This is a genomic window from Limosilactobacillus sp. DJ3M12 (assembly GCF_947381695.1).
GTDB lineage: Bacteria > Bacillota > Bacilli > Lactobacillales > Lactobacillaceae > Limosilactobacillus > Limosilactobacillus kinnaridis.
Genome location: NZ_CANCWY010000012.1, coordinates 1 through 23,283, shown reverse-complemented (window position 1 = coordinate 23,283; position 23,283 = coordinate 1). Strand labels below are relative to the sequence as shown.

Sequence of the window (23,283 nt, the reverse complement as noted above, 5' to 3'; positions counted from 1 at the left end):
TCATTCCTCCTATCGTTCTGTAACAACCACTGTAATATGACTAGTCCGCTTGTTAATTGGAGAAGCAGAACCCTTTGCACGAGGACGGAACCGTTTAAGAGTTGGTCCTTCGTTAGCAAAGGCTTCACTTACAACCAATGAAGCACGATCTAAGTCGAAATTGTTTTCAGCGTTTGCAACAGCAGATTTTAATACTTTTTCAACATCTGAAGCGGCACCACGAGGGGTGAACTTCAAAATAGCAAATGCTTCGGCAACACTCTTGCCACGAATGGCATCTAATACAAGACGAACCTTACGAGCAGAAACCCGTACCATCTTGGCAGTAGCCTTAGCTGACGTAATGTTTTCAGCCATATGTTATTTCACCCTCCTTACTTACCTGTCTTCTTGTCATCAGAAGCATGACCATGGAAAGTCCGAGTAGGAACAAATTCACCTAACTTGTGACCAACCATGTCTTCTTGTACGTAAACTGGCACGTGCTTCCGACCATCATATACTGCAAATGTGTAACCAATAAAACTTGGGAAAATGGTAGAACGACGTGACCATGTCTTGATGACAGTCTTCTTTTCAGAACCTTCTTGCTCCTTAACCTTCTTCAGTAATGAAGCATCAGCGAAAGGTCCTTTTTTCAAACTACGACCCATTTAGTGTACCTCCTCTCGGGTATTAGAACGTATATAAATATTAACGAGTATGTGGACCGCGCTTCCGACCACGAACAATGAACTTGTTTGAACGAGCTTTGTGTGAACGGGTCTTCTTACCAACAGTCTTCTTACCCCATGGAGAAAGAGGAGATGGTAAACCAACTGGTTGCTTACCTTCACCACCACCATGTGGGTGATCGTTAGGGTTCATAACAGAACCACGAACGTGTGGACGTTGACCAGCATAACGAGTACGACCAGCCTTACCTTTAATAATCAAGGCGTGTTCATCATTACCAACAGTACCGATAGTAGCACGGCAAGTAGCAAGGACCATACGAACTTCACCAGAAGAAAGACGTACTAATACGTATTTTTCTTCCTTACCAAGTAATTGAGCTGAGGCACCAGCTGAACGAGCAAGTTGACCACCCTTACCTGGTTTTAATTCAATGTTGTGAATAACAGTACCAACTGGAATGTTCTTTAAAGGAAGAGCATTACCAACCTTGATATCAGCATCAGGACCAGATTGAACGGTCATGCCAACCTTCAAGCCCTTAGGTGCGATGATGTATGATTTAGTACCATCAGCGTAAACAAGTAAAGCAATATTTGCAGTACGATTTGGATCGTATTCAATTGCCTTAACAGTTGCTGGAACATCATCTTTAATTCGCTTAAAGTCAATAATACGGTATTGACGCTTTGTACCACCACCACGGTGACGAACAGTAATGTGACCATAGCTGTTACGACCAGCAGTGTGCTTTAACGGAGCCAATAATGACTTTTCAGGCGTTGTCTTCGTGATTTCAGCGAAGTCGTAACCGTTCATATTACGGCGACCGTTAGTGGTTGCTTTATATTTACGAATTCCCACTGTTTTTTCCTCCTTTTTTTAATGATTAGTTTTCGTTGTTGTCGTTAAACAACTTAATTTCATTTGAGTCGGCAGATAAAGTAACAATAGCCTTACGACGACGCTTAGTGTATCCTTCGTAACGACCTTGGCGCTTTAACTTACCTTTTACATTCATAATGTTAACTTTTACAACTTTAACGCCAAAAATTTCTTCAACAGCATTTTTAACTTGTGTCTTAGTTGCTCGTAAATCAACATCAAAAGTGTAACGCTTGTTGTCCATACCAGCCATTGAAGCTTCAGTAACTACTGGACGTAAAATAATGTCGCGTGCTTCCATTATGCGAGCACCTCCTCTACTTGAGAAAGAGCTGACTTAGTGATAACAATCTTTTGGTTATCAACAACGTTCAAGATGTTAACACCTGCTGGAGTAACAACTGTAGCATTAGCTAAGTTACGTGCTGATAAAGCAGCATTCTTGTCGTCATCAGTAACAACAACTAATGTCTTTTCAGCAACGTTTAAGTTACCCATAACATCAGCGAATCCCTTTGTCTTTGGTGCATCAAAGTTTAATGCATCAACTACTACAAAGCTGTTATCAAGAACCTTTTGGGAAAGGGCAGACTTGATTGCAAGTTGACGAACCTTACGAGGAAGGCTGTACTTATATGAACGTGGAGTAGGTCCAAAAACAATACCACCACCACGGAATTGTGGAGAACGGATAGAACCTTGACGAGCACGACCAGTACCCTTTTGACGCCATGGCTTCTTACCACCACCGCTAACTGCAGAACGATTCTTTACAGCATGTGTACCTTGACGTAATGAAGCACGTTGACGCAAAATTGCATCAAATACAACATTTTCATTTGGTTCAACACCAAATACTGCATCGTTTAATTCAACAGTACCGTTTTGGCTACCATCTTGTTTATATAAATTAACGCTAGTCATTATTTACTTCCTCCTTTCTTCTTATTTATTGTGTTGTTTGCTAAGACTCTTCTTAGTATTAGCCTTAACTGAGTTCTTAATAGTTACGTAAGACTTGTTTGCACCAGGAACATTACCCTTGATGAGTAATACGTTGTTGTCAAGATCAACCTTAACAACTTGTAAGTGTTGCATGGTAACAGTCTTGCCACCCATACGACCAGGGAGCTTCATGCCCTTGAAAACCCGGTTGATAATGGCACCCAATGAACCAGGACGACGGTGGTAACGAGAACCGTGTGCCATAGGTCCACGAGATTGGTTATCCTTATGGATGTTACCTTGGTAACCATGACCCTTGGTAGTACCCGTAACGTCGACAGTTTCACCTTCTGCGAAAACGTCAGCCTTAACTTCGTCTCCGACTTTAATGTCCCCTAATTCAGCGTCGCGGATTTCACCGATGAAGCGCTTAGGGGTCGTATTTGCTTTTGCTGCATGACCTTGTTCAGGTTTGTTGCTCAAAACTTCCCGCTTGTCATCAAAACCAAGTTGTACAGCACTGTAACCATCGTTTTCAACGGTCTTAATTTGCATTACAACGTTTGGTGTAACATCGATAACAGTAACTGGAACTAATTCACCATTGTCAGTGAATACTTGAGTCATTCCAACCTTTTTACCTAAGATTCCTTTGGTCATGAGTACACCTCCAATTTTATGTTTTATGTATTATTCTTATTCTAACAATTAAAGCTTAATTTCAATATCAACACCACTAGGAAGATCGAGCTTCATTAATGAATCAACGGTCTTAGGTGTTGGGTCAACAATATCGATTAAACGCTTGTGTGTGCGCATTTCGAATTGCTCCCGTGACTTCTTAAATTTGTGTGGTGAACGGATAACAGTGTAGATAGTCCGTTCAGTTGGTAACGGAATAGGACCTGAAATTTGAGCACCTGTCCGCTTAGCGGTTTCAACAATCTTATCAGCAGATTGATCTAAAATACGGTGTTCATAAGCCTTTAACCGAATACGAATCTTTTGTTTTGCCATTATGTTCCCTCCTTCGTCAGATTTAAAATTTGACTAGCTCCGCGGAAATTACCGCCACATCCTGTGGCAAAGCGGCCGGGTGTGTCGCAACCTTCCGCATCAACGCTTCGCAGCTTTCACTTAATAGGGGGTAAGGCAAATCTACCTCCAAAGCTCAAGCACCTATCCATAATACTAAAGAAATGTAATTAGATCAAGGGAAATTTTAGAATATTTTCAATTGAAATATTTTTGTAAAATTTTCTTCCTAAGTTAGTTAAAAATTAGCGATACTAAAATACCATTAATTTTTCTGATGTATTAAAAAGTAATTTATTTGTTTTGACGAAATTCATTAAAATGCTTTTTGAATTTTTATCATCAAACAAAAAAGAACTACAGTAATCAAACTGTAGCTCTTTGATGGACTTGAGATCACAATGTCAATAATTAGTTATTGCCACCGTTTTTCTTAATAATATCTTCTTGAACAGACTTAGGAACAGCTGAGTAGTGATCGAAAGTCATAGTGAAGGTACCACGACCTTGTGTTGCTGAACGCAATGCAGTAGCGTATCCAAACATTTCAGAAAGTGGAACAAATGAGTGGATTAATTGAGCATTACCACGTTCTTCCATACCATCAATGGTACCACGACGAGCTGTTACTTGACCCATAACATCACCCATGTTGTCTTGTGGTACAACAATGTCAACCTTCATAATTGGTTCAAGGATAACAGGATCTGCTTTCTTAGCAGCATTCTTAAGTGCTAATGATGCAGCAACCTTAAAGGCGGCTTCACTAGAGTCGACTTCGTGGTAACTACCATCATAAAGTTTAGCATGCATGTCAACAAGTGGGTAACCTGCAAGAACACCATTTTGCATAGCTTCCTTTAATCCTTGTTCAACAGCAGGGATAAATTCACGAGGAACAACACCACCAACGATGGCATCTTCAAATTCGAATCCTTCCCCTTCTTTAAGTGGTGTAAATTCGATCCATACATCACCGTATTGACCTTTACCACCAGATTGACGAACAAACTTACCTTGAGCACTTGCAGTCTTAGTAAATGCTTCACGGTATGAAACTTGTGGCTTACCAACAGTAACTTCAGCGTGGAATTCCCGACGAAGACGTTCAACAATAATGTCCAAGTGAAGCTCACCCATACCAGCAATTAAAGTTTCACCAGTTTCAGGATTAGTTTCAGCCTTGAATGTTGGGTCTTCTTCAGCAAGCTTTTGAAGACCCTTGTCCATCTTATCTTGGTCCGCCTTAGACTTAGGTTCTACAGAAACTTGGATAACAGGTTCTGGGAAGTCCATTGATTCAAGTTGAAGTGGATGGTCAGGATCAGTTAATGAATCACCAGTAGTAGTGTTCTTCAAACCAATAGCAGCAGCAATATCACCAGAGAATACTTCTGGAATTTCTTGTTGTTGGTTAGAGTGCATTTGAAGCAAACGACCGATACGTTCACGCTTGTCCTTAGTAGCATTAAGAACGTATGAACCTGATTGAAGTGAACCAGTGTAAACACGTAAGAATGTCAAACGACCAACGAATGGGTCAGTAGCAATCTTAAATGCTAAGGCAGCAAATGGCTTATCATCACCAGCTGTTAATTCAATTTCATTTCCATCAGCATCATGAGCAACGAATGGCTTAACATCAAGTGGTGATGGAAGATAATCAATAACAGCATCAAGCATCATTTGAATACCTTTATCCTTGTAAGCTGAACCAGCTAATACAGGGAAAATTTGTTCTTCCAAAGTACCTTTACGAATAGCTGCTTTGATTTCATCAACAGAAATTTCTTCACCTTCAAGGTACTTTTCCATTAAGTTATCGTCAATATCAGCTAATGTTTCAACCATTTCGTCATGACGCTTTTGAGCTTCTTCCTTCATATCATCAGGAATCTCAACAGTATCCCAGTTAGTACCGAGCTTATCTTCGTCATAAACATAGGCAACCATCTTAACAAGGTCAACTAAACCGATAAAGTCATCTTCAGCACCAATTGGCATTTGAATAGGAAGAGGAGTAACATTCAAACGGTCTTTAATAGTTTGAACTGAGTAATCAAAGTTAGCCCCAATCTTATCCATCTTGTTCGCAAAAACGATCCGTGGAACGTTAAATTGGTCAGCTTGACGCCAAACAGTTTCTGTTTGTGGTTCAACACCAGCTTGAGCATCAAGAACTGTTACAGCACCATCAAGAACACGTAATGCACGTTCAACTTCGACAGTAAAGTCCACGTGTCCTGGAGTATCAATGATGTTGATCCGGTTATCTTTCCAAACAGCAGTAGTAGCTGCTGACGTGATAGTAATACCACGTTCCTTTTCTTCATCCATCCAGTCCATTTGTGAAGCACCATCATGGGTTTCACCAATTTTGTGAATCTTACCAGTGTAATATAGAATCCGCTCAGTTGCAGTCGTCTTACCGGCATCAATATGTGCCATGATACCGATGTTACGAGTCTTAGCAAGTGGGTATTCACGTTTATTAGCCATCTTAAAAGAGTATCTCCTTCCGAAATATGGTTATCCTTATTTTACCATTATTTTCAAAAAGGGGTGACGTAATCGATGTTTGAACGTCACCCCCTTCACTGAAACTAGTTAAATAACCAGAATCAAATGACAGTGATTATTACCAGCGGTAGTGTGCGAATGCACGGTTGGCTTCTGCCATACGGTGCGTATCTTCACGCTTTTTAACTGAAGCTCCAGTATTGTTTGAAGCATCGATGATTTCACGTGCAAGACGTTCAACCATTGTATGTTCACCGCGCAAACGTGCGTATTGAACAATCCAACGAAGACCTAATGTAGTACGACGGTCTGGACGAACTTCAATCGGAACTTGGTAGTTAGAACCACCAACACGACGAGCCTTAACTTCCAAGACAGGCATAACATTTTCCATTGCTTGTTGGAATACTTCAACTGGATCATTACCAGTTTCGTTCTTAATTTCATCAAAAGCAGCGTATAAAATCTTAGTAGCAGTTCCACGCTTACCATCAATCATTAAGTGATCAATTAAGCTAGTAACCAACTTTGAGTTGTACATTGGATCTGGTAAAATTTCACGCTTTTGTACATGTCCTTTACGTGGCATTACTTAACTCCTCCTTAAAATTACTTCTTATCCTTAGGCTTCTTAGCACCGTACTTAGAACGTGATTGCATACGGCCTTCAACACCAGCAGTATCTAGAGTACCACGGATGATGTGGTAACGAACCCCAGGTAAATCCTTAACACGACCACCACGAATTAAAACAACTGAGTGTTCTTGGAGGTTGTGTCCAATACCAGGAATATAAGCAGTAACTTCGATTAAGTTTGAAAGACGTACACGGGCGTACTTCCGTAAAGCTGAGTTAGGCTTCTTAGGAGTCATAGTACCCACACGAGTAGCAACTCCACGCTTTTGTGGTGATGGAGTCTTAATTTCTTCTTTCTTGAAAGTGTTGTAAACATAACCAAGAGCTGGTGACTTTGACTTGCCCTTGTGGCTCTTACGGCCTTTACGTACCAATTGGTTAATGGTTGGCATTATTTTTTCCCCTTCCTTAATTTAAGTCCACACATCCAGGCGGTTCTTTTTTATGGATAAAAAAAGTCCTGTATGTATTTATACAATTTTTGTGCCTTCGTTGACGCATCTGCCCAACGACAGACACTCCGTTGCTAAAAAAGCACCTTAAATAGACTATCATGCTCACAAATGAATGTCAACGTATCCTTATCGATTTCTTTTAAATCGTTAATTTAAAAGTGAATTTCATTAAAAATTACGTATTTATTTATTGGGAGGTTTTTCATGTTAGTTTTATTATTTTTATTTGGTGCTTCTGTCGCTTCATTTATTACTTCTTGTTGCTATCGTCTAGGCAATAATTGCTCTTTAATCATTCCTCAGCGGTCATATTGTGACAATTGCCATTCTATTTTGCGATGGTGGCATCTCATCCCTATTTTTAGTTTTATCATCCTTCGCGGTCAATGCTTTTATTGTAAACAAAAAATTAGTTTATATCTGCCTGTAATTGAATTCTTATCCGGGATTGCTTTTATCACTTTCATCAGCTATGAACCTATTCATGACTTAATCATTCTTCTCTTTCTCACTAGCTTAATCTTCTTAACTTCTACTGATTTTTTTAGTCATGTAATCTATTCCTATTCACTATTGGGACTATTTCCTATTTCCTTATTATCCATTCCACAAAATTATTTTTACAATTTGATTTTTGCCTGTATTCTAGCAGTCAGTTTACTATTGTTCACTATTTTTACTAAGACACTAGGAATTGGTGATATTGAATTTTTATTTGTAATATGTCTGATATGGGGATGGTACCAAACACTCATAATTATCCAATGGAGTTCTTTAATCATGCTATTCATCTTTTTGTTTACAAGAAAAAAGAAACTACCATTTATCCCCGCACTAGCTTTCACTACTATTCTGTGTCTTCTTATACAAGGCTGTTAAAAAATAAAAGACCAGGATACCCTAGTCTTTTACAATATTTAATTAGTATCATCTTTTACTGGTTTGAGTTTTACTACAAATAAGTTTTGCCCAAATTGAGCGAGGTTTTCAATATTTTGTAGTAATAAGAGCAACCAAGAAAAAGCTAAGCCAAATTCAAATAATTCGAATGCAGTTAAAGAAAGATAATCAGTTAACTTAAAAACAATATATTCGATACTCATTGCGGCTCCAATCGTATAAGAAATCACCAAAAATTGTTTAGTGACTTCGGGTAGAACACACCTAATAACTACAATCAGAATTAGCATAATATAAACAAGCCACATTGAAATTCTGTCATGTAAAACGTGAAATTCTGGATTATTGGGAAAAAGACCAATAGAAGCAATACAGATAGCTAGCATAATTAACAGCCACCGCAATACTTGAATTTTATAACCATGATACCGACGTTGAATATTTACAAACAAGTAATCAACTAAAGCAATCATTAGTAATCCAGTAAAAATCAAAGTTATATTAAATTGCAAACTGGTGGAATTTTTTGCCGTTCCTAAAAAACTAAAATTATAACGCCACCAATCTCGTTTAGAATTCGTCAGCATTGAAAAAAGCATTCCACCAATGATCATTATTGTTAATAAATTGGTGATAACTCCCGATGATAATGTTAAAGCCAAGTTAATCATAATATAATTTATTGCCGCAATAATTACAAATACAAAAGCAGTTGCTGTATAAATATCAAACCGTGCATCCTTAAACATCTGGCCAAATAACCAAAAAATTGCCGATAGTGAGAATGCAATGATTAGTCCACATGCAATCGTAATTGTTGGCAAACTCCGCCAATGAAAATCCTTGCTGGGCCCTTTTCCGAGAATTTTAGTAATAATAAAAGTTATCAAAAACGATAGGATTCCACTACATACTCCTAAGATTAATGCACCATTAGCAATGGAATAATCATCACCTGTTATCGGGACCGTGTTAATTTTTCTGGCGCTAAAAAAAGCTAAAAATATTGCAGCTAAAATAATTGAAGGAATCACATACCAGAAAATGTTAATTTTAGGTAGTTGATCACTCACATTTATTGGACGGATGTTAATTTGTTTATGATTAACACTAAGAGAGAGCTCTTCGTTCGTAGAGAAGTCTGTCTTTTTAAATGCTGAGTCAGGAATTTCTATCTGATATTTTTTTGCCAAGTAATCACCTCATTTTAAACTAAAAAGGCAATGGCCCCTTCACAGGTTAACCATTGCCTTTTTTATAAATTAGTTTTGCTTATCTTCTTCTTTTAACTTAGCCTCAATATCTTTAATTGAGTAAGCAGCTACACTAACTTCTTTTGGCTTGATGTTCCGGTAAGCACTCATACCAGTACCTGCAGGAATAATCTTACCAATAATAACATTTTCTTTCAATCCAACCAACGGATCGTTCTTACCACGAATAGCAGCATCGGTTAATACACGTGTAGTTTCTTGGAATGAAGCAGCGGACAAGAAACTGTTTGTCTCTAAGGCAGCCTTAGTAATACCAAGAATAACAGGACGAGCTGTTGCAGGAATATTTCCAGCAACTAAGGTATCCTTGTTAGCGTCACGGAATTGACTGATATCCATCAATTGACCCGGTAGAAGGTCGGTATCACCTGGATCCATGACACGAACTTTCCGCATCATTTGACGAATCATAATTTCAACGTGCTTATCTAACAAGTCAATACCCTGCATCCGGTAAACACCTTGAACTTGCGATAAGAGGTAAGTTTCAGTAGAAAGAACATCACGAACTTGGATTAATTCCTTAGGATCAATCGAACCTTCATTTAGTGGTGCCCCACGGTGAATGAAATCACCTTCAGCAACTTTCATCCGTGCTGTAATTGGAAGGGTGTAAGTTCGGGTATCAGTCTCACCCTTAATCGTAATATCCTTCGTCCGTTCAGCAGGGTTTTCTTCGATAGACACAACTTCACCAGTAACCTCTGTAATTGTTGCCCGACCTTTAGGATTACGTGCTTCAACAATTTCTTGGATACGTGGAAGACCTTGAGTAATATCATCGTTACCAGCAACCCCACCAGTGTGGAAGTTACGAAGAGTTAACTGAGTACCTGGTTCACCAATTGATTGAGCGGCAACAGTTCCGACAGCTTCACCAGCTTCTACACGGTCACCAGTAGCTGCATTTCGTCCATAACAACGTTCACATACACCATGTTCAGTGTTGCAAGTAAATGCTGAACGAATAGTTACTTTCTTTACGCCGGCATCAACAATCTTTTGAGCCATTTCTTCGTCGATAAGGACATTCTTACCAACAATTTTTTCACCAGTCTTAGGATCAAAGACAGACTTCATAGTGTAACGGCCCATGATTCGATCATAAAGCGGTTCAATCATTTCGTTACCGTTTGTAATAGCAGTAACTTCAAGTCCACGATCAGTACCACAGTCTTTTTCACGAACAACCACATCCTGCGCAACATCAACCAGACGACGAGTTAAGTAACCTGAGTTGGCAGTCTTCAAGGCTGTATCAGTCATACCTTTACGAGCACCGTGTGATGAAATAAACATTTCCAACACTGAAAGTCCTTCATAGAAGTTTGACTTAACAGGTAATTCCATAATCTTACCGTTTGGTGATGCCATCAATCCACGCATTCCGGCTAACTGAGTAAAGTTTGAAATGTTACCCCGCGCACCAGAGTCGGACATCATGTTAATTGGGTTATGGATATCCATGTGTTCAATTAACTTGTTTTGAACTTCATCCTTAGCATCGTTCCATGCACCGATTACTCGTTCATAACGTTCATCGTCTGTAATTAAACCACGACGGAATTGCTTAGTAATTAAAGCAACTTGCTTTTGTGCCTTATCAAGAATTTCTGGTTTTTCTGGCAAATCATGAATATCAGACATAGCAGTCGTTAAACCAGAAATAGTTGATTCGTAGTAACCTAAGTCCTTAATACGGTCCAAGAATTGAGAAGTCTTCGTAACTTTGTAACGCTTGTATACTTCAGCGATCAAGTCAGATAAGAAGCCCTTCTTAAATGGTGGAACTAATGGTGCATTTTCAAGGTATTCATGAATATCTTGACCAGGTTCAAGGAAGAAACGATCATCAACACCATTTTGAATATTTGCATCTGTTGGTTCGTTAATATAAGCAAAATCTTTTGGCATAATTCGATTGAAAAGAAGCTTACCAACAGTTGTCACCATGATCTTGCCTCGTTGTTCATCAGTAAATGGCTTTTCAGGGAATGCAGATACTTGAACTCCAACACGGGTTTGTAATGAAACATAGTCATTGCGGTAAGCAAGTTCAGCTTCATCAGTATCCTTGAAGATCATTCCTTCACCTTCACGACCCTTATCTTCAGTAGTCATGTAGTAGTTACCAATAACCATATCCTGTGATGGTGAAACAATAGGTTCTCCGTCACGAGGACTAAGAATATGGTGAGCAGCAAGCATTAACAAACGTGCCTCCGCTTGAGCTTCATCAGATAATGGAACGTGAATAGCCATCTGATCCCCATCAAAGTCAGCGTTATATGCTGAACATACTAATGGGTGAAGACGCATTGACTTACCAGAAACCAAGATTGGTTCAAACGCTTGGATACCTAACCGGTGAAGAGTAGGTGCCCGGTTTAATAGAACTGGGTGTTCCTTAATAACGTCTTCCAATACATCAAAGACATCATCATCACTGCGATCAATCTTACGCTTAGCAGCTTTAACGTTAGCAGAAAGACCACGCTTTACCAATTCATGCATAATAAATGGCTTAAATAATTCAAGTGCCATTGGAACTGGTAATCCCATTTGGTTCAACTTCAATGATGGACCAACATCAATAACGGAACGGCCAGAGTAGTCAACACGCTTACCAAGTAAGTTTTGACGGAAACGTCCTTGCTTACCCTTAAGTAAGTGAGAAAGTGACTTCAATGGACGATTACCTGGTCCAGCTACTGGACGTCCACGGCGCCCGTTATCAATTAATGCATCAACAGCTTCTTGTAGCATCCGTTTTTCATTTTGAACAATAATTCCAGGTGCTTGCAATTTAAGAAGTCGCTTTAACCGGTTATTACGGTTAATAACCCGCCGATATAAATCGTTCAAATCGGAGGTAGCAAAACGTCCCCCTTCAAGTTGAACCATTGGCCGCAAGTCAGGTGGCATAACTGGAATTACATCCATAACCATCCATTCAGGCTTGTTTCCTGACTTAATGAAAGCTTCAAGAATATCAAGACGACGAATAGCACGAGTCCGTTTTTGACCAGTAGCTTCTTTCAATTCTTCTTTTAATTCAGCAGCTTCCTTTTCTAAGTCAACATCAGCTAAAAGTTTTTGAATAGCAGCAGCTCCCATTTCAGCTTTGAAACGGTCACCATATTCTGCTTTTTTATCACGATATTCAGCTTCAGTTAAAAGTTGTTTCTTTTCAAGTGGAGTATCACCTGGGTCAAGAACAACATATGAAGCAAAGTAAATAACTTCTTCAAGTGAACGTGGGCTCATATCTAATACAAGTCCCATTCGACTTGGAATTCCTTTAAAGTACCAAATGTGAGATACAGGAGCAGCTAATTCAATGTGCCCCATCCGTTCACGACGAACTTTTGCACTAGTAACCTCAACACCACAACGGTCACAAACACGACCTTTGTAACGGATACGCTTGTACTTTCCACACGCACATTCGTAATCCTTGGTTGGGCCAAAGATTCGTTCGTCAAACAGACCTTGCTTTTCTGGCTTTAATGTCCGGTAGTTAATAGTCTCGGGCTTTTTAACTTCCCCATATGACCAACTACGGATCTTATCTGGAGATGCCAGACCGATCTGCATACTTTCAAATTTATTGACATCAATCAAAGGATGTTCCTCCTTCTTTCAGTAAACCGTAGCAACCTAAATATTAATTTTGATTAGTTTTGTCATCGGTAGTTGTTGAAGTTGCTTCAGACTTGTTTTCTTCTTCGTTCTTCTTATCGTCTGTTTTATGTTCTTCTGCATATTTAGCTAATGCATCAACATTTACAACTTCATCATCATCTTCGTCCATGTTCTTTAACTGAATTTCCTTGTTGTTACCATCAAGAACCTTCATATCAAGACCTAATGCTTGTAATTCCTTAACAAGAACACGGAATGATTCTGGAACACCTGGCTTAGGAATTGGTTGACCATTGATGATTGCATCATAAGTCCGAACACGACCAACAGTATCATCTGACTTGTAAGTAAGGATTTCTTGAAGAGTGTAAGCAGCACCATAAGCTTCAAGAGCCCAAACTTCCATTTCACCGAAACGCTGTCCACCAAATTGTGCCTTACCACCTAATGGCTGTTGAGTAACAAGTGAGTAAGGACCAGTTGAGCGAGCGTGAATCTTATCATCAACCATGTGAGCTAACTTAAGATAGTGCATTGAACCAACAGCAATCCGGTTTTCAAATGGTTCACCGGTACGACCGTCATAAAGAATTGTCTTACCGTCTTCTGGGAATCCAGATTCACGAACAGCATCCCAAACATCTTTATCAGATGCACCATCGAATACTGGAGTAGCCATATGAATTCCAAGACGACGAGCAGCCATTCCTAGGTGCAATTCAAGAAGCTGACCAATGTTCATACGACTTGGCACACCCATTGGACTAAGCATAATATCAATCGGAGTTCCATCTGGCATGTATGGCATATCTTCTTCTGGTACAACGATAGAAACAGTACCCTTGTTACCATGACGTCCAGACATCTTATCCCCAACTTGGATCTTCCGCTTTTGTGCAATGTAAACACGAACCATTGTATTTACACCTGGTGATAATTCATCCCCATTTTCACGAGTAAAGACTTTAACATCTTGGATGATTCCGCCACCACCGTGAGGAACACGTAATGAAGTATCACGAACTTCACGTGACTTTTCACCAAAGATAGCGTGAAGAAGACGTTCTTCGGCAGATAATTCAGTCATTCCCTTTGGAGTAACCTTACCTACTAAAATATCTCCATCATGAACTTCGGCACCGACACGAACAATCCCGTTTTCATCAAGATCTTTCAAAGCATCGTCACCAACGTTTGGAATTTCCCGCGTCATTTCTTCAGGTCCAAGCTTGGTTTCACGTGCTTCAGATTCGTATGATTCGATGTGAATAGAAGTATAAACATCGTCTTTAACTAATCGTTCATTAATGGCGATGGCATCTTCGAAGTTATATCCTTGCCAAGTCATGAAGGCAATTAATGGGTTTTGTCCAAGAGCCAATTCACCTTGTTCCATTGATGGACCATCAGCTAACACGTCATCAGCATCAACATGTTCGCCAACCTTAACAATTGGGCGTTGGTTGTAGTTCTTACCACCGTTTGAACGACGGAACTTCATTAACTTGTAAGTATCAAGTGTTCCATCTTCTTCACGAACCCGTACTTCACGAGCATCTACATATTCAACCGTTCCTGGCTTCTTAGCAATCATCGCAACCCCAGAGTCATGGGCAGCCTTGTAGTCAATACCAGTACTTACCAATGGAGCATGAGGATTGATCAAAGGAACAGCCTGCCGTTGCATATTAGCACCCATCAATGCACGGTTGGAGTCATCGTTTTCAAGGAATGGGATACATGCAGAGGCAACAGAAACAACTTGCTTAGGAGAAACATCCATGTAGTCAATGTTTTCAACACTGGTTTCGATGTAGTCATCTTTATCACGAGCCATTACTTGATCGTCAACAAATGAACCATCATCATTTAATGGCGTGTTAGCCTGAGCAATGATGAAGTTATCTTCTTCGTCAGCAGTTAAGTAATCAATCTTATCAGTTACCTTGTGATCCTTCCAGGAAACACGACGGTATGGAGTTTCGATGAATCCATATTTATTTACCCGTGCGTAAGATGAAAGACTGTTAATAAGACCAATGTTAGGACCTTCTGGTGTTTCAATAGGGCACATCCGGCCATAGTGAGTATAGTGAACGTCCCGCACTTCATATCCAGCCCGGTCACGAGTTAAACCACCAGGACCAAGAGCTGAAAGACGACGCTTATGAGTTAATTCACCTAGTGGGTTAGTTTGGTCCATGAACTGGGAAAGTTGGGATGAACCAAAGAATTCTTTAATAGAAGCAACAACTGGACGAATATTGATTAATTGCTGTGGAGTAACAGTGTCAGGATCTTGAATTGACATCCGTTCACGAACAACTCGTTCCATCCGTGCAAGACCAATCCGGAATTGGTTTTGAAGTAATTCACCAACTGAACGAATACGACGGTTACCTAAGTGGTCGATATCGTCTGTACTACCAATACCTTCTTGTAAGTTAAAGAAGTAGTTTAAGGAAGCAAGAATATCAGCTGGTTCAATGTGCTTGTATTCTAATGGGATATGACCGTTACCAATAATAGGTACAACTCGATCAGGATCAGTCTTAGAATATACTAAAATCTTTTGTAACTTAACTGGTTCAGTTACAACCGCTTCATCTGATGGAGTGTAAGTAATAGTCTTAAAGTCATCACGGTCTAAGTAAGGTTCAAGCTTATTAAGCAATTCCTTAGTTACCGTATCACCTTTTTGTGCTAATACTTCACCAGTATCAGGATCAGCTAAAGTTTCAGCTAAAGTTTGTCCAAGTAAACGGTACTTAAGCATTAACTTCTTATTTGTCTTATAACGACCAACTGGTGCCATATCATAACGTTTTGGATCAAAGAAACGAGCTGTTAATAAGCTCCGTGCTGAATCAGCAGTCTTTGGTTCACCAGGACGAAGCCGTTCATAAATGTCCTTTAAGGCTTCTTCAACCCGAGAATCTTCAGCGTTCTTGTGAACATCTTTATCCAAGGTTAATGATAATGTCTCACTATCGCCACCGAACATGTCAATAATTTCATCGTCAGAGCCAAAGCCCAATGCACGAATCAATTCAGTCATTGGTAACTTACGGGTCCGGTCGATTCGAACATATGAAACATTTTTAGCATCAGTTTCGTATTCTAACCATGCACCACGGTTTGGAATAAAGGTAGCACCGTAGTTTGGCCGACCATTTTTATCATTTTCTTCACTATAGTAGACACCTGGTGAACGAACTAATTGTGAAACAATAACTCGTTCGGCACCATTAATAATGAATGTACCTTGGTCAGTCATTAATGGGAAGTCACCAAAGAATACATCTTGAGACTTAATCTCACCAGTTTCATGGTTAGTTAACCGTAAAGTAACATGAAGTGGTGCTGAGTAATTAGCATCGTGTTCACGAGCTTCGTCAACAGTATACTTAGGTTCTAAAAGTTGATAGTCAACGAATTCCAAAGAAAGTTTTCCTTGAAAATCATCAATTGGCATAATATCATCAAACATTTCCCGCAAACCTTTTTCCATGAACCAATTGTAAGAATCGGTTTGGATTTCAATAAGGTTTGGCAATTCGAGAACTTCTTTAATTCGCGAGTAGCTACGACGGGTACGGTGTTTACCGTATTTAACTAAATGTCCAGCCAAACTGTTCACCTCTCTAATTTATTCCGCGAGCTCATTTAAATGTTACAATTTGATTACAATTTGCCTAAAATACGACTTTTGGGCAAAAAAAATCCAAAAACAGTTCAACGACTGTCTTTGGCTTTTATGCAGAATCTGATGGACAATAGATCACCAGGTTCAAATGAACTCACAATTACATACTACTTAAGTATACAAGTTCTATTAAATTTCGTCAACAATTATTTTTATATTTTTTAATTTTTTCCGCCCCAATTTGATAAACCGTTAATAATGCAGTCTAGGATTAATTGGTCACGTTGTTCTGGTGTAATTGAATGGCCACCAATTAATTGCGAAGTGCCAAAAATTGGAGTTAGTCCTGCAATAAATAATTCAGCAGCTTCTTTAGGAAGAATATCAGGACGTAACCCTACATCTGGTTGACGGAAAAATGCTGCAATTGGTTCTAGATAATCCATTGTAAAGATCATATTAAGCTTTTGCTGTGCACTCTTCGATAATAGGCGCATTGCCTGATTGTATTGGTCATAAATACTTAATGGATGATGTTTTTTTAATGCCTTGGTGATTTGCCATAATTGTTCATTCGGTGACAAATCATGTTTACGCATTACTTTATTAATATCTTGGCGAACTTTTCCACATAAATTTGTCATTACATCCAGATATAAAACCTCTTTATCGCTGAAGTGGTGGTATAAAGCCGGTTGCGTAATTCCAATCTGTTTGGCAATATCCCGTGTTGAAGTTTCACCAAATCCCTTTTGTAAAAATAACTTTGTAGCGGTTTTTAAGATTGCTTGTCTTGTCTTTTCTAATTGTTCTGCTCGCTTCATTTATTGTTCATCCCCTATTTTTAATCATTAATTATCTGATAAACACATTATAAGGCTATAACTTATCTTTTGACAACCGTTTTAGAAAAATAATCATCAAATGTGATAAATGAATGCAATTTGGTAGCTTTTTCTTCTATTATCATTAGATATCATTAGAGAACAAAAGTTACAATTATAACATTTTTATAATACATAAAACTCAAATATTCGGTTTGTGTATTTCAAATTTAATGAAACCAGAATACAAAACGGTAAATTACTCTGCACTTTCAGAATAATTTACCGTTCTTTTTATCTATTCAATTTTAATTCAACAGCTTTATCTTCATCTGGCTTTTTTACTTTAAAAGTAATTTTACCGTGATGCGCACCTACTGTTACGTCATCTCCAACATTGATTTCACCACTAAGTAGTCCAGTACTCAAATCATCTTCAACATGATCTTGTAAAGCACGACGAAGCGGACGAGCTCCATAAGCAGGATTGTAACCAAGCTTTGCAATTACATCAATTGCAGCAGGCGTAACTTTCAAGTTAATGCCTTGCTCACTTACCCGTTTATTTAAATCATTAACCATGAGTTTAACAATTTGATGAAGCTCTTTCTTTTGTAATGAATGGAAGATAATCGTTTCATCAATCCGATTAAGGAATTCTGGGCGGAAGTATAACCTCATTTGTTGCTTAATTGCCGATGCCATCGCATTATAGTCTTGTGACATATCTTTTGCCCCAAAACCAACTTCTTTTTCATCCTGAAGCTGAGTTGCTCCAAGGTTAGAAGTCATAATAATAATGGTATTTCTAAAATCAACGCGCCGACCTTTTGCATCAGTTAAGTAACCATCATCTAAAACTTGAAGTAATAAATTAAATACATCCGGATGTGCCTTTTCAGCTTCATCTAATAAGACAACTGAATATGGACGTTGCCGTACTTTTTCAGTTAGTTGGCCACCCTCGTCATAACCGACATATCCTGGAGCGGCACCAATCAAGCGACTAGTACTATATTTTTCCATATATTCGGACATATCAATCCGGATCATATTATCTTCCGAGCCAAACATTGCAGCAGCTAATGCCTTGGCAAGCTCTGTTTTTCCTACCCCGGTCGGTCCTAAAAACATAAAAGAACCAATCGGCCGACTAGGATCCTTAAGACCGCTTCGTGCACGCCGAATTGCCTTAGCGACTACGGTAACTGCTTCATCTTGACCAATTACTCGTTGATGCAGAACCTTTTCCAAGTTAACCAATCGTTCACTTTCACTCTTCTTCAATTGAGTTAAAGGAACTCCTGTCCATTCAGCAACAACTTGTGCAATGTTTTCACCAGTTACTTTCAATTTGTAGTTATGAGAATCTTTTTGTTGAGTGCGTTGTTTTTTACGGTCAATCTTATCTTTTAGTGCTAACTCCTGTTGACGAAGAGTAGCTGCACGATCAAAGTCTTGATTATCAATTGCTTCTTCTTTTTGGGTTCGCAAATCTTCTAACTGACTTTCTAGTGAAGGCTGATGATTTTTCTTATCTTCAGCATCAATTCGAACCATAGCTGCCGATTCATCAATAAGATCAATTGCTTTATCTGGCAAGAACCGGTCCGAAATATAACGATCTGACAATTTAACTGCTTCTTCTAGCGCTTCATCAGTAATTTTAGCATGATGGTGCTCCTCATACTTTGGTCGTAGTCCTCGCAGGATTTGTAGAGTTTGGTCAGTAGTCGGCTCATCAACTTGAACAGTGGCAAAGCGTCGTTCAAGTGCTGCATCCGATTCTATATATTTCTGATATTCATCAAGCGTAGTAGCACCAATTGTTTGCAACTCGCCTCGCGCTAAGGCCGGTTTCAAAATATTGGAGGCATCAATTGCACCTTCAGCACCACCAGCACCAATTAAGGTATGGAGTTCATCAATAAAAAGAATCACATGCCCGTCGTTTTGAATCTCATCAATTACTTTTTTAAGACGATCTTCAAATTCTCCTCGATACTTGGTACCTGCAACTAATGATCCCATATCAAGCATCATCAAACGTTTATTAGCCAATTCAGCTGGAACCTTACCATCAACCATCCGCTGAGCAAGTCCTTCAGCAATCGCCGTCTTCCCTACTCCCGGTTCTCCAATCAAAACTGGGTTGTTCTTGGTACGACGACTAAGAATCTGTTCCACACGTTTAACTTCCTTATTTCGACCAATTACAGGATCAAGCTGACCATTCCGAGCAAGTTCTGTCATATCACGAGCTAGTTTATCTAATGTTGGTGTACCAGCTTGCTGAATCCGTCGACGAGATGATTGACGATTAGGATTGCGTTGCTGACTATCAGCAATCCCTAACCGCCGTAAAATTACTTTTCTCATCTGTCGTGGCACAACATCTAGACTATATAAAATCCGTGAAGATAGAACACTTTCATCAGCGATTAAGGCTAATAATAAGTGTTCAGTGCCAATCTTCAATGCATGCATTTGTTGGGCTTCTTTACCTGCTAACGATAATACTTGCTTTGCTTTTGGTGAGTATGGGAGATAATCTGAAGCTCCCAGATTTTCCATCGTTCCATAGCCAATTAAGCGTTCAATTTCTTCACGAATATCATCGTTCGTAATAGAAAATTGTTCAAATATTTTGTTAGCAATCCCATCTTTATCCATTGAGAGGGCAAGCAGAAGGTGTTCAGTCCCTACTGCTTGGTGTTTAAAGTATTTTGCTTGTTCTTGTGCAATTGCTAGAACATGCTTTGCACTTGGCGTGAACATATTATCCATGTACAATCTCCCTTTTAACTTTCATAGCGAAGTCGATTCAAGAATGATACTAATATACGGGCGCGAAGCTGATCTTCAATCTTACTATCATTAACTGCTAGTGCTTGTTTAGATAATGCAACTAGCATTAAGTCTCCTTCACGTCTCGTAATCACGTCTTCTTCATATAACGTTCGAACAATATCAAAAGCATCACGTTCACGAACCGAGTCGCCAATTGCTTGAATAAGTGAGTTTAGCACATTTACGTCATCAAGTAAATTAACTCGCTCGATTCGAATATATCCGCCGCCTCCACGCTTACTCTTTACTAAATAACCATTTTGAATGGTAAACCTCGTTTTAATAACATAATTAATTTGTGACGGTACCACATCAAACTGGTTGGCAATCTCAGAACGACGAATTTCGACCTGAGCTGAGTCACCAAGTATTTCTTTTAAGTATGCTTCGATAATATCTGAAATACTTTTATTCTCCATTATATCACCTCGGCTCTTTTGACTAATCTTGACCATTATTTTAACACACTTTTAGAGTCGGCGCCTACTTGTATGATCATTCAGCTATACATTTAAGAAAATAATAAAGACTAGCGAAGCATTCAAGCGCAACACTAGTCTTTTAGAGAATTAAATATGAACTACTTTTTTAATTAGTCGTTATCGTTGTGAACAAAATCAACAACATTCCGACCAACAACCTTGTTATCCTTAAGTTCTTGGATCATATCATTAATTTCGCTTAACTTACGAGTCTTAACAATTGGGTGAACCTTACCTTCTGCACCAAATTGGAAACATTCAGCTAAGTCTTGACGTGTACCAACTAATGAACCAGCAACAATGATACCATCAAGAACAGTCTTAGCAATGTTAAGCTTCATGTCACCTTGTGGAAGCGCAACGGCAACAAGCTTACCATCTGGGCGAAGTGAATCAACTGCTTGGTCGAATGCAGAGGGAGAAACTGCTGTTACTACAGCAGCGTGAACACCGCCAACCTTTTCTTGAATTTGCTTATCAACATCACCGTCATGACGGTTAATTAAAATTTCAGCACCATTCTTCTTAGCGGCTTCAAGCTTATCAGGATTACCATCAACAGCGATAACATGAGCACCAAATACGTTGTGAGCAAATTGAATACCCAAGTTACCTAAACCACCAGCACCAACGATTGATACCCATTGACCTGGCTTGATGTCAGCAACCTTTAATGCCTTGTACATCGTAACACCAGCACAAGTTAATGAAGTAGCTTCAACAGGATCAAGACCTTCTGGAACCTTAACAGCGTAGTCAGCTGGTACGATACATTGTTCAGCCATTGCACCGTCAGCAGTGTAACCCGCATTAAGAACATTCCGACAAAGAGTTTCACGACCTGTTAAACAATATTCACAGTGTCCACAGCCCTTGAAGAACCATGCAATTGATACACGATCGCCAACTTTTAATGAAGTAACCCCAGGGGCAACCTTAGATACACGACCAACTCCTTCATGACCGATAATACGACCTGGCTTCTTACCAAAGTCTCCAGCAGCAACGTGTAAATCAGTGTGACAAAGGCCACAATATTCCATGTCAACTAAAGCTTCACCGGGCTTTAAATCCCGAAGTTGAACATCTTTAACAGTAACAAAACCGTCTACTGGATCGTTAATAACAGCAGCTTTCATAAGGTAAGATCTCCTTTATTAATAAACAAATTACTTTTTACAAAGCTTATAGTACCACAACTCCTAGACAAATTTAAAGTGAAAATTTGCACATTTAACGAAATTAATAATTTTATTTTTTATTTAAAACACTGATATAACAATGATAACGCCCGGAAAATTAATTCTTTTAATATTGTATAGTAAATCACTTACTAATTATCACCAAAACTTTACTGTTACAATTTTAGACGCTCCCTATTAATATGGATGTTATAATTTAATCAATTAGACAAAGGAGTGAGTAGCTAAGTGAAAATGTAGAGCGGCAACATATTCGTTACAATAATCGTTATGGAACGGCAATTACTGCTGATATCTACACCCCTAAGAATCTAGAAGAAGACAAATTGTTACCAGCCATCGTAATCGGGGCACCTTATGGAAGCACAAAGGAACAGGCAGCAGCAATTTATGCAAATACGTTTGCTCAATTAGGTTTTGTTACCCTTGCATTTGATCAAGTATACATGGGTGAATCAGCTGGCGAACCTCGTCATGTTGCTTCTCCAGACTTATATGCAGAATCTTTTAGTGCCGCAGTTGATTATCCAGGTACAAAAGCAAAGCATGTCAATCGCGAACAAATAAGTGTTATCGGTATCAGTGGAGGGGCAGGCTTTGCTCTTAGCGCTGCGGCTGTTGATACACGAATTAAATTTGTTGTAACAATTTCAATGTATGATATGACAGATATTCGTGAGATGGCTAATCTTGCTCCTGAACAATTATTCCAGCTTAAAGATCAATTATCAAAGCAACGGTGGGACGATTTTGAAAATGGGCAGCCTGACTATCATCCTTCCTTCCCAGAAGAACCATATGATAGTATTGACGATTTACCAAATCATGATGAGTTAACAAATGAGTGGCTTCGTTTTTACGCTCTTAAACGTGGCTTCCATCCAAATGCACGTGGAACTGCAACAACCACTTCTAATTTAGCAATGCTTGAATTTTCTGCGTCAGACTATATTAAAGAAATTTCACCACGACCAATCCTATTTATTTATGGAGACAATGCTCACTCCCGTTCTTATTCCGAGAGAGCTTATTACCTTGCTAACCAACCAAAGCAAAGATTGATCGTAAAAAACTGCGAACATATTGATCTTTATGATAATATGGAAAAAATTCCAGTAGCTCAAATTGCAAAGTTTATAAAAGACAGTTTCAACGCATAATCAAACGACAAAATGCCAATCAGCGCCTCAATTATGGAAGCCTGGTTGGCATTTTCCTTTTAAATATTTTCAAGCGGCACCCGAATGGCTATGTCGAGCGCCGCGGGAAGGCTGGCCAATTGGGGCGAAGTATTCACGAGCGTGCCAA

The 23,283-nt window shown here is 39.1% G+C and carries 19 protein-coding genes; 2 read left to right on the top strand and 17 right to left on the bottom strand.

The window, feature by feature from the left end; genetic code table 11:
* Positions 1–9 precede the first annotated feature (9 nt).
* From rplV to rpsL, 10 genes are all read right to left on the bottom strand, one after another.
* Positions 10–357, bottom strand: a complete 348-nt coding sequence (gene rplV / locus QOS06_RS07120; protein WP_003664558.1) for a 50S ribosomal protein L22 — start codon at positions 355–357, stop codon at positions 10–12.
* 17 nt (positions 358–374) lie between these two features.
* Positions 375–653, bottom strand: coding sequence for a 30S ribosomal protein S19 (gene rpsS, locus QOS06_RS07115; RefSeq protein ID WP_003664560.1), 279 nt, complete (start codon positions 651–653; stop codon positions 375–377).
* A gap of 40 nt (positions 654–693) precedes the next feature.
* Entirely contained in the window at positions 694–1,539 is an 846-nt protein-coding gene (gene rplB / locus QOS06_RS07110; RefSeq protein ID WP_003664563.1) for a 50S ribosomal protein L2, read from the bottom strand.
* Between the two features lie 25 nt (positions 1,540–1,564).
* Positions 1,565–1,861 (bottom strand): 50S ribosomal protein L23, encoded by a 297-nt coding sequence (gene rplW, locus QOS06_RS07105; RefSeq protein ID WP_003664564.1) that lies wholly within the window; start codon positions 1,859–1,861, stop codon positions 1,565–1,567.
* Complete coding sequence (gene rplD / locus QOS06_RS07100) at positions 1,861–2,484, bottom strand: 50S ribosomal protein L4 (RefSeq protein WP_283595701.1); 624 nt, start codon at positions 2,482–2,484, stop codon at positions 1,861–1,863. Before rplD ends, rplW begins: the two co-directional genes overlap by 1 nt.
* 21 nt (positions 2,485–2,505) lie before the next feature.
* Positions 2,506–3,165: a 50S ribosomal protein L3 gene (gene rplC, locus QOS06_RS07095; protein ID WP_003664567.1), complete on the bottom strand. Its 660-nt coding sequence runs from the start codon at positions 3,163–3,165 to the stop codon at positions 2,506–2,508.
* Between the two features lie 48 nt (positions 3,166–3,213).
* Positions 3,214–3,522: a 30S ribosomal protein S10 gene (rpsJ, locus tag QOS06_RS07090; protein ID WP_003664569.1), complete on the bottom strand. Its 309-nt coding sequence runs from the start codon at positions 3,520–3,522 to the stop codon at positions 3,214–3,216.
* Between the two features lie 429 nt (positions 3,523–3,951).
* Positions 3,952–6,039 carry an elongation factor G gene (gene fusA / locus QOS06_RS07085; protein ID WP_003672254.1) on the bottom strand — a complete coding sequence of 696 codons (2,088 nt, stop codon included), beginning with the start codon at positions 6,037–6,039 and terminating at the stop codon, positions 3,952–3,954.
* 139 nt (positions 6,040–6,178) lie between these two features.
* Positions 6,179–6,649: a 30S ribosomal protein S7 gene (rpsG, locus tag QOS06_RS07080; protein ID WP_003668788.1), complete on the bottom strand. Its 471-nt coding sequence runs from the start codon at positions 6,647–6,649 to the stop codon at positions 6,179–6,181.
* 20 nt (positions 6,650–6,669) lie between these two features.
* Entirely contained in the window at positions 6,670–7,089 is a 420-nt protein-coding gene (gene rpsL / locus QOS06_RS07075; protein ID WP_003664576.1) for a 30S ribosomal protein S12, read from the bottom strand.
* A 267-nt stretch (positions 7,090–7,356) separates the two neighbouring features.
* Here rpsL and QOS06_RS07070 point away from each other — a divergent pair, with 267 nt between their 5' ends.
* Positions 7,357–8,031 (top strand): prepilin peptidase, encoded by a 675-nt coding sequence (locus QOS06_RS07070; protein WP_003672255.1) that lies wholly within the window; start codon positions 7,357–7,359, stop codon positions 8,029–8,031.
* 38 nt (positions 8,032–8,069) lie between these two features.
* Here QOS06_RS07070 and QOS06_RS07065 read toward each other — a convergent pair whose 3' ends face one another.
* From QOS06_RS07065 to adhP, 7 genes are all read right to left on the bottom strand, one after another.
* A complete protein-coding gene (locus QOS06_RS07065) occupies positions 8,070–9,245 on the bottom strand; it encodes a DUF998 domain-containing protein (RefSeq protein WP_191338933.1) in 1,176 nt (391 codons plus the stop codon).
* Between the two features lie 69 nt (positions 9,246–9,314).
* The gene (rpoC, locus tag QOS06_RS07060) at positions 9,315–12,950 is read right to left on the bottom strand and encodes a DNA-directed RNA polymerase subunit beta' (protein ID WP_003672258.1); all 3,636 of its coding nucleotides are present in this window, start codon (positions 12,948–12,950) and stop codon (positions 9,315–9,317) included.
* A gap of 43 nt (positions 12,951–12,993) precedes the next feature.
* Entirely contained in the window at positions 12,994–16,611 is a 3,618-nt protein-coding gene (rpoB, locus tag QOS06_RS07055; RefSeq protein ID WP_003674901.1) for a DNA-directed RNA polymerase subunit beta, read from the bottom strand.
* A 227-nt stretch (positions 16,612–16,838) separates the two neighbouring features.
* Positions 16,839–17,441, bottom strand: a complete 603-nt coding sequence (locus QOS06_RS07050; protein WP_003664584.1) for a TetR/AcrR family transcriptional regulator — start codon at positions 17,439–17,441, stop codon at positions 16,839–16,841.
* 294 nt (positions 17,442–17,735) lie between these two features.
* A complete protein-coding gene (locus tag QOS06_RS07045; protein ID WP_283595698.1) occupies positions 17,736–20,228 on the bottom strand; it encodes an ATP-dependent Clp protease ATP-binding subunit in 2,493 nt (830 codons plus the stop codon).
* Positions 20,229–20,242: 14 nt separating this feature from the next.
* Positions 20,243–20,710, bottom strand: a complete 468-nt coding sequence (locus tag QOS06_RS07040) for a CtsR family transcriptional regulator (RefSeq protein ID WP_013923834.1) — start codon at positions 20,708–20,710, stop codon at positions 20,243–20,245.
* 173 nt (positions 20,711–20,883) lie between these two features.
* Complete coding sequence (gene adhP, locus QOS06_RS07035) at positions 20,884–21,912, bottom strand: alcohol dehydrogenase AdhP (RefSeq protein WP_003672262.1); 1,029 nt, start codon at positions 21,910–21,912, stop codon at positions 20,884–20,886.
* A 389-nt stretch (positions 21,913–22,301) separates the two neighbouring features.
* Between adhP and QOS06_RS07030 the strand changes: the two genes are divergently transcribed.
* A complete protein-coding gene (locus tag QOS06_RS07030) occupies positions 22,302–23,135 on the top strand; it encodes an alpha/beta hydrolase (protein WP_229411484.1) in 834 nt (277 codons plus the stop codon).
* Positions 23,136–23,283 lie beyond the last annotated feature (148 nt).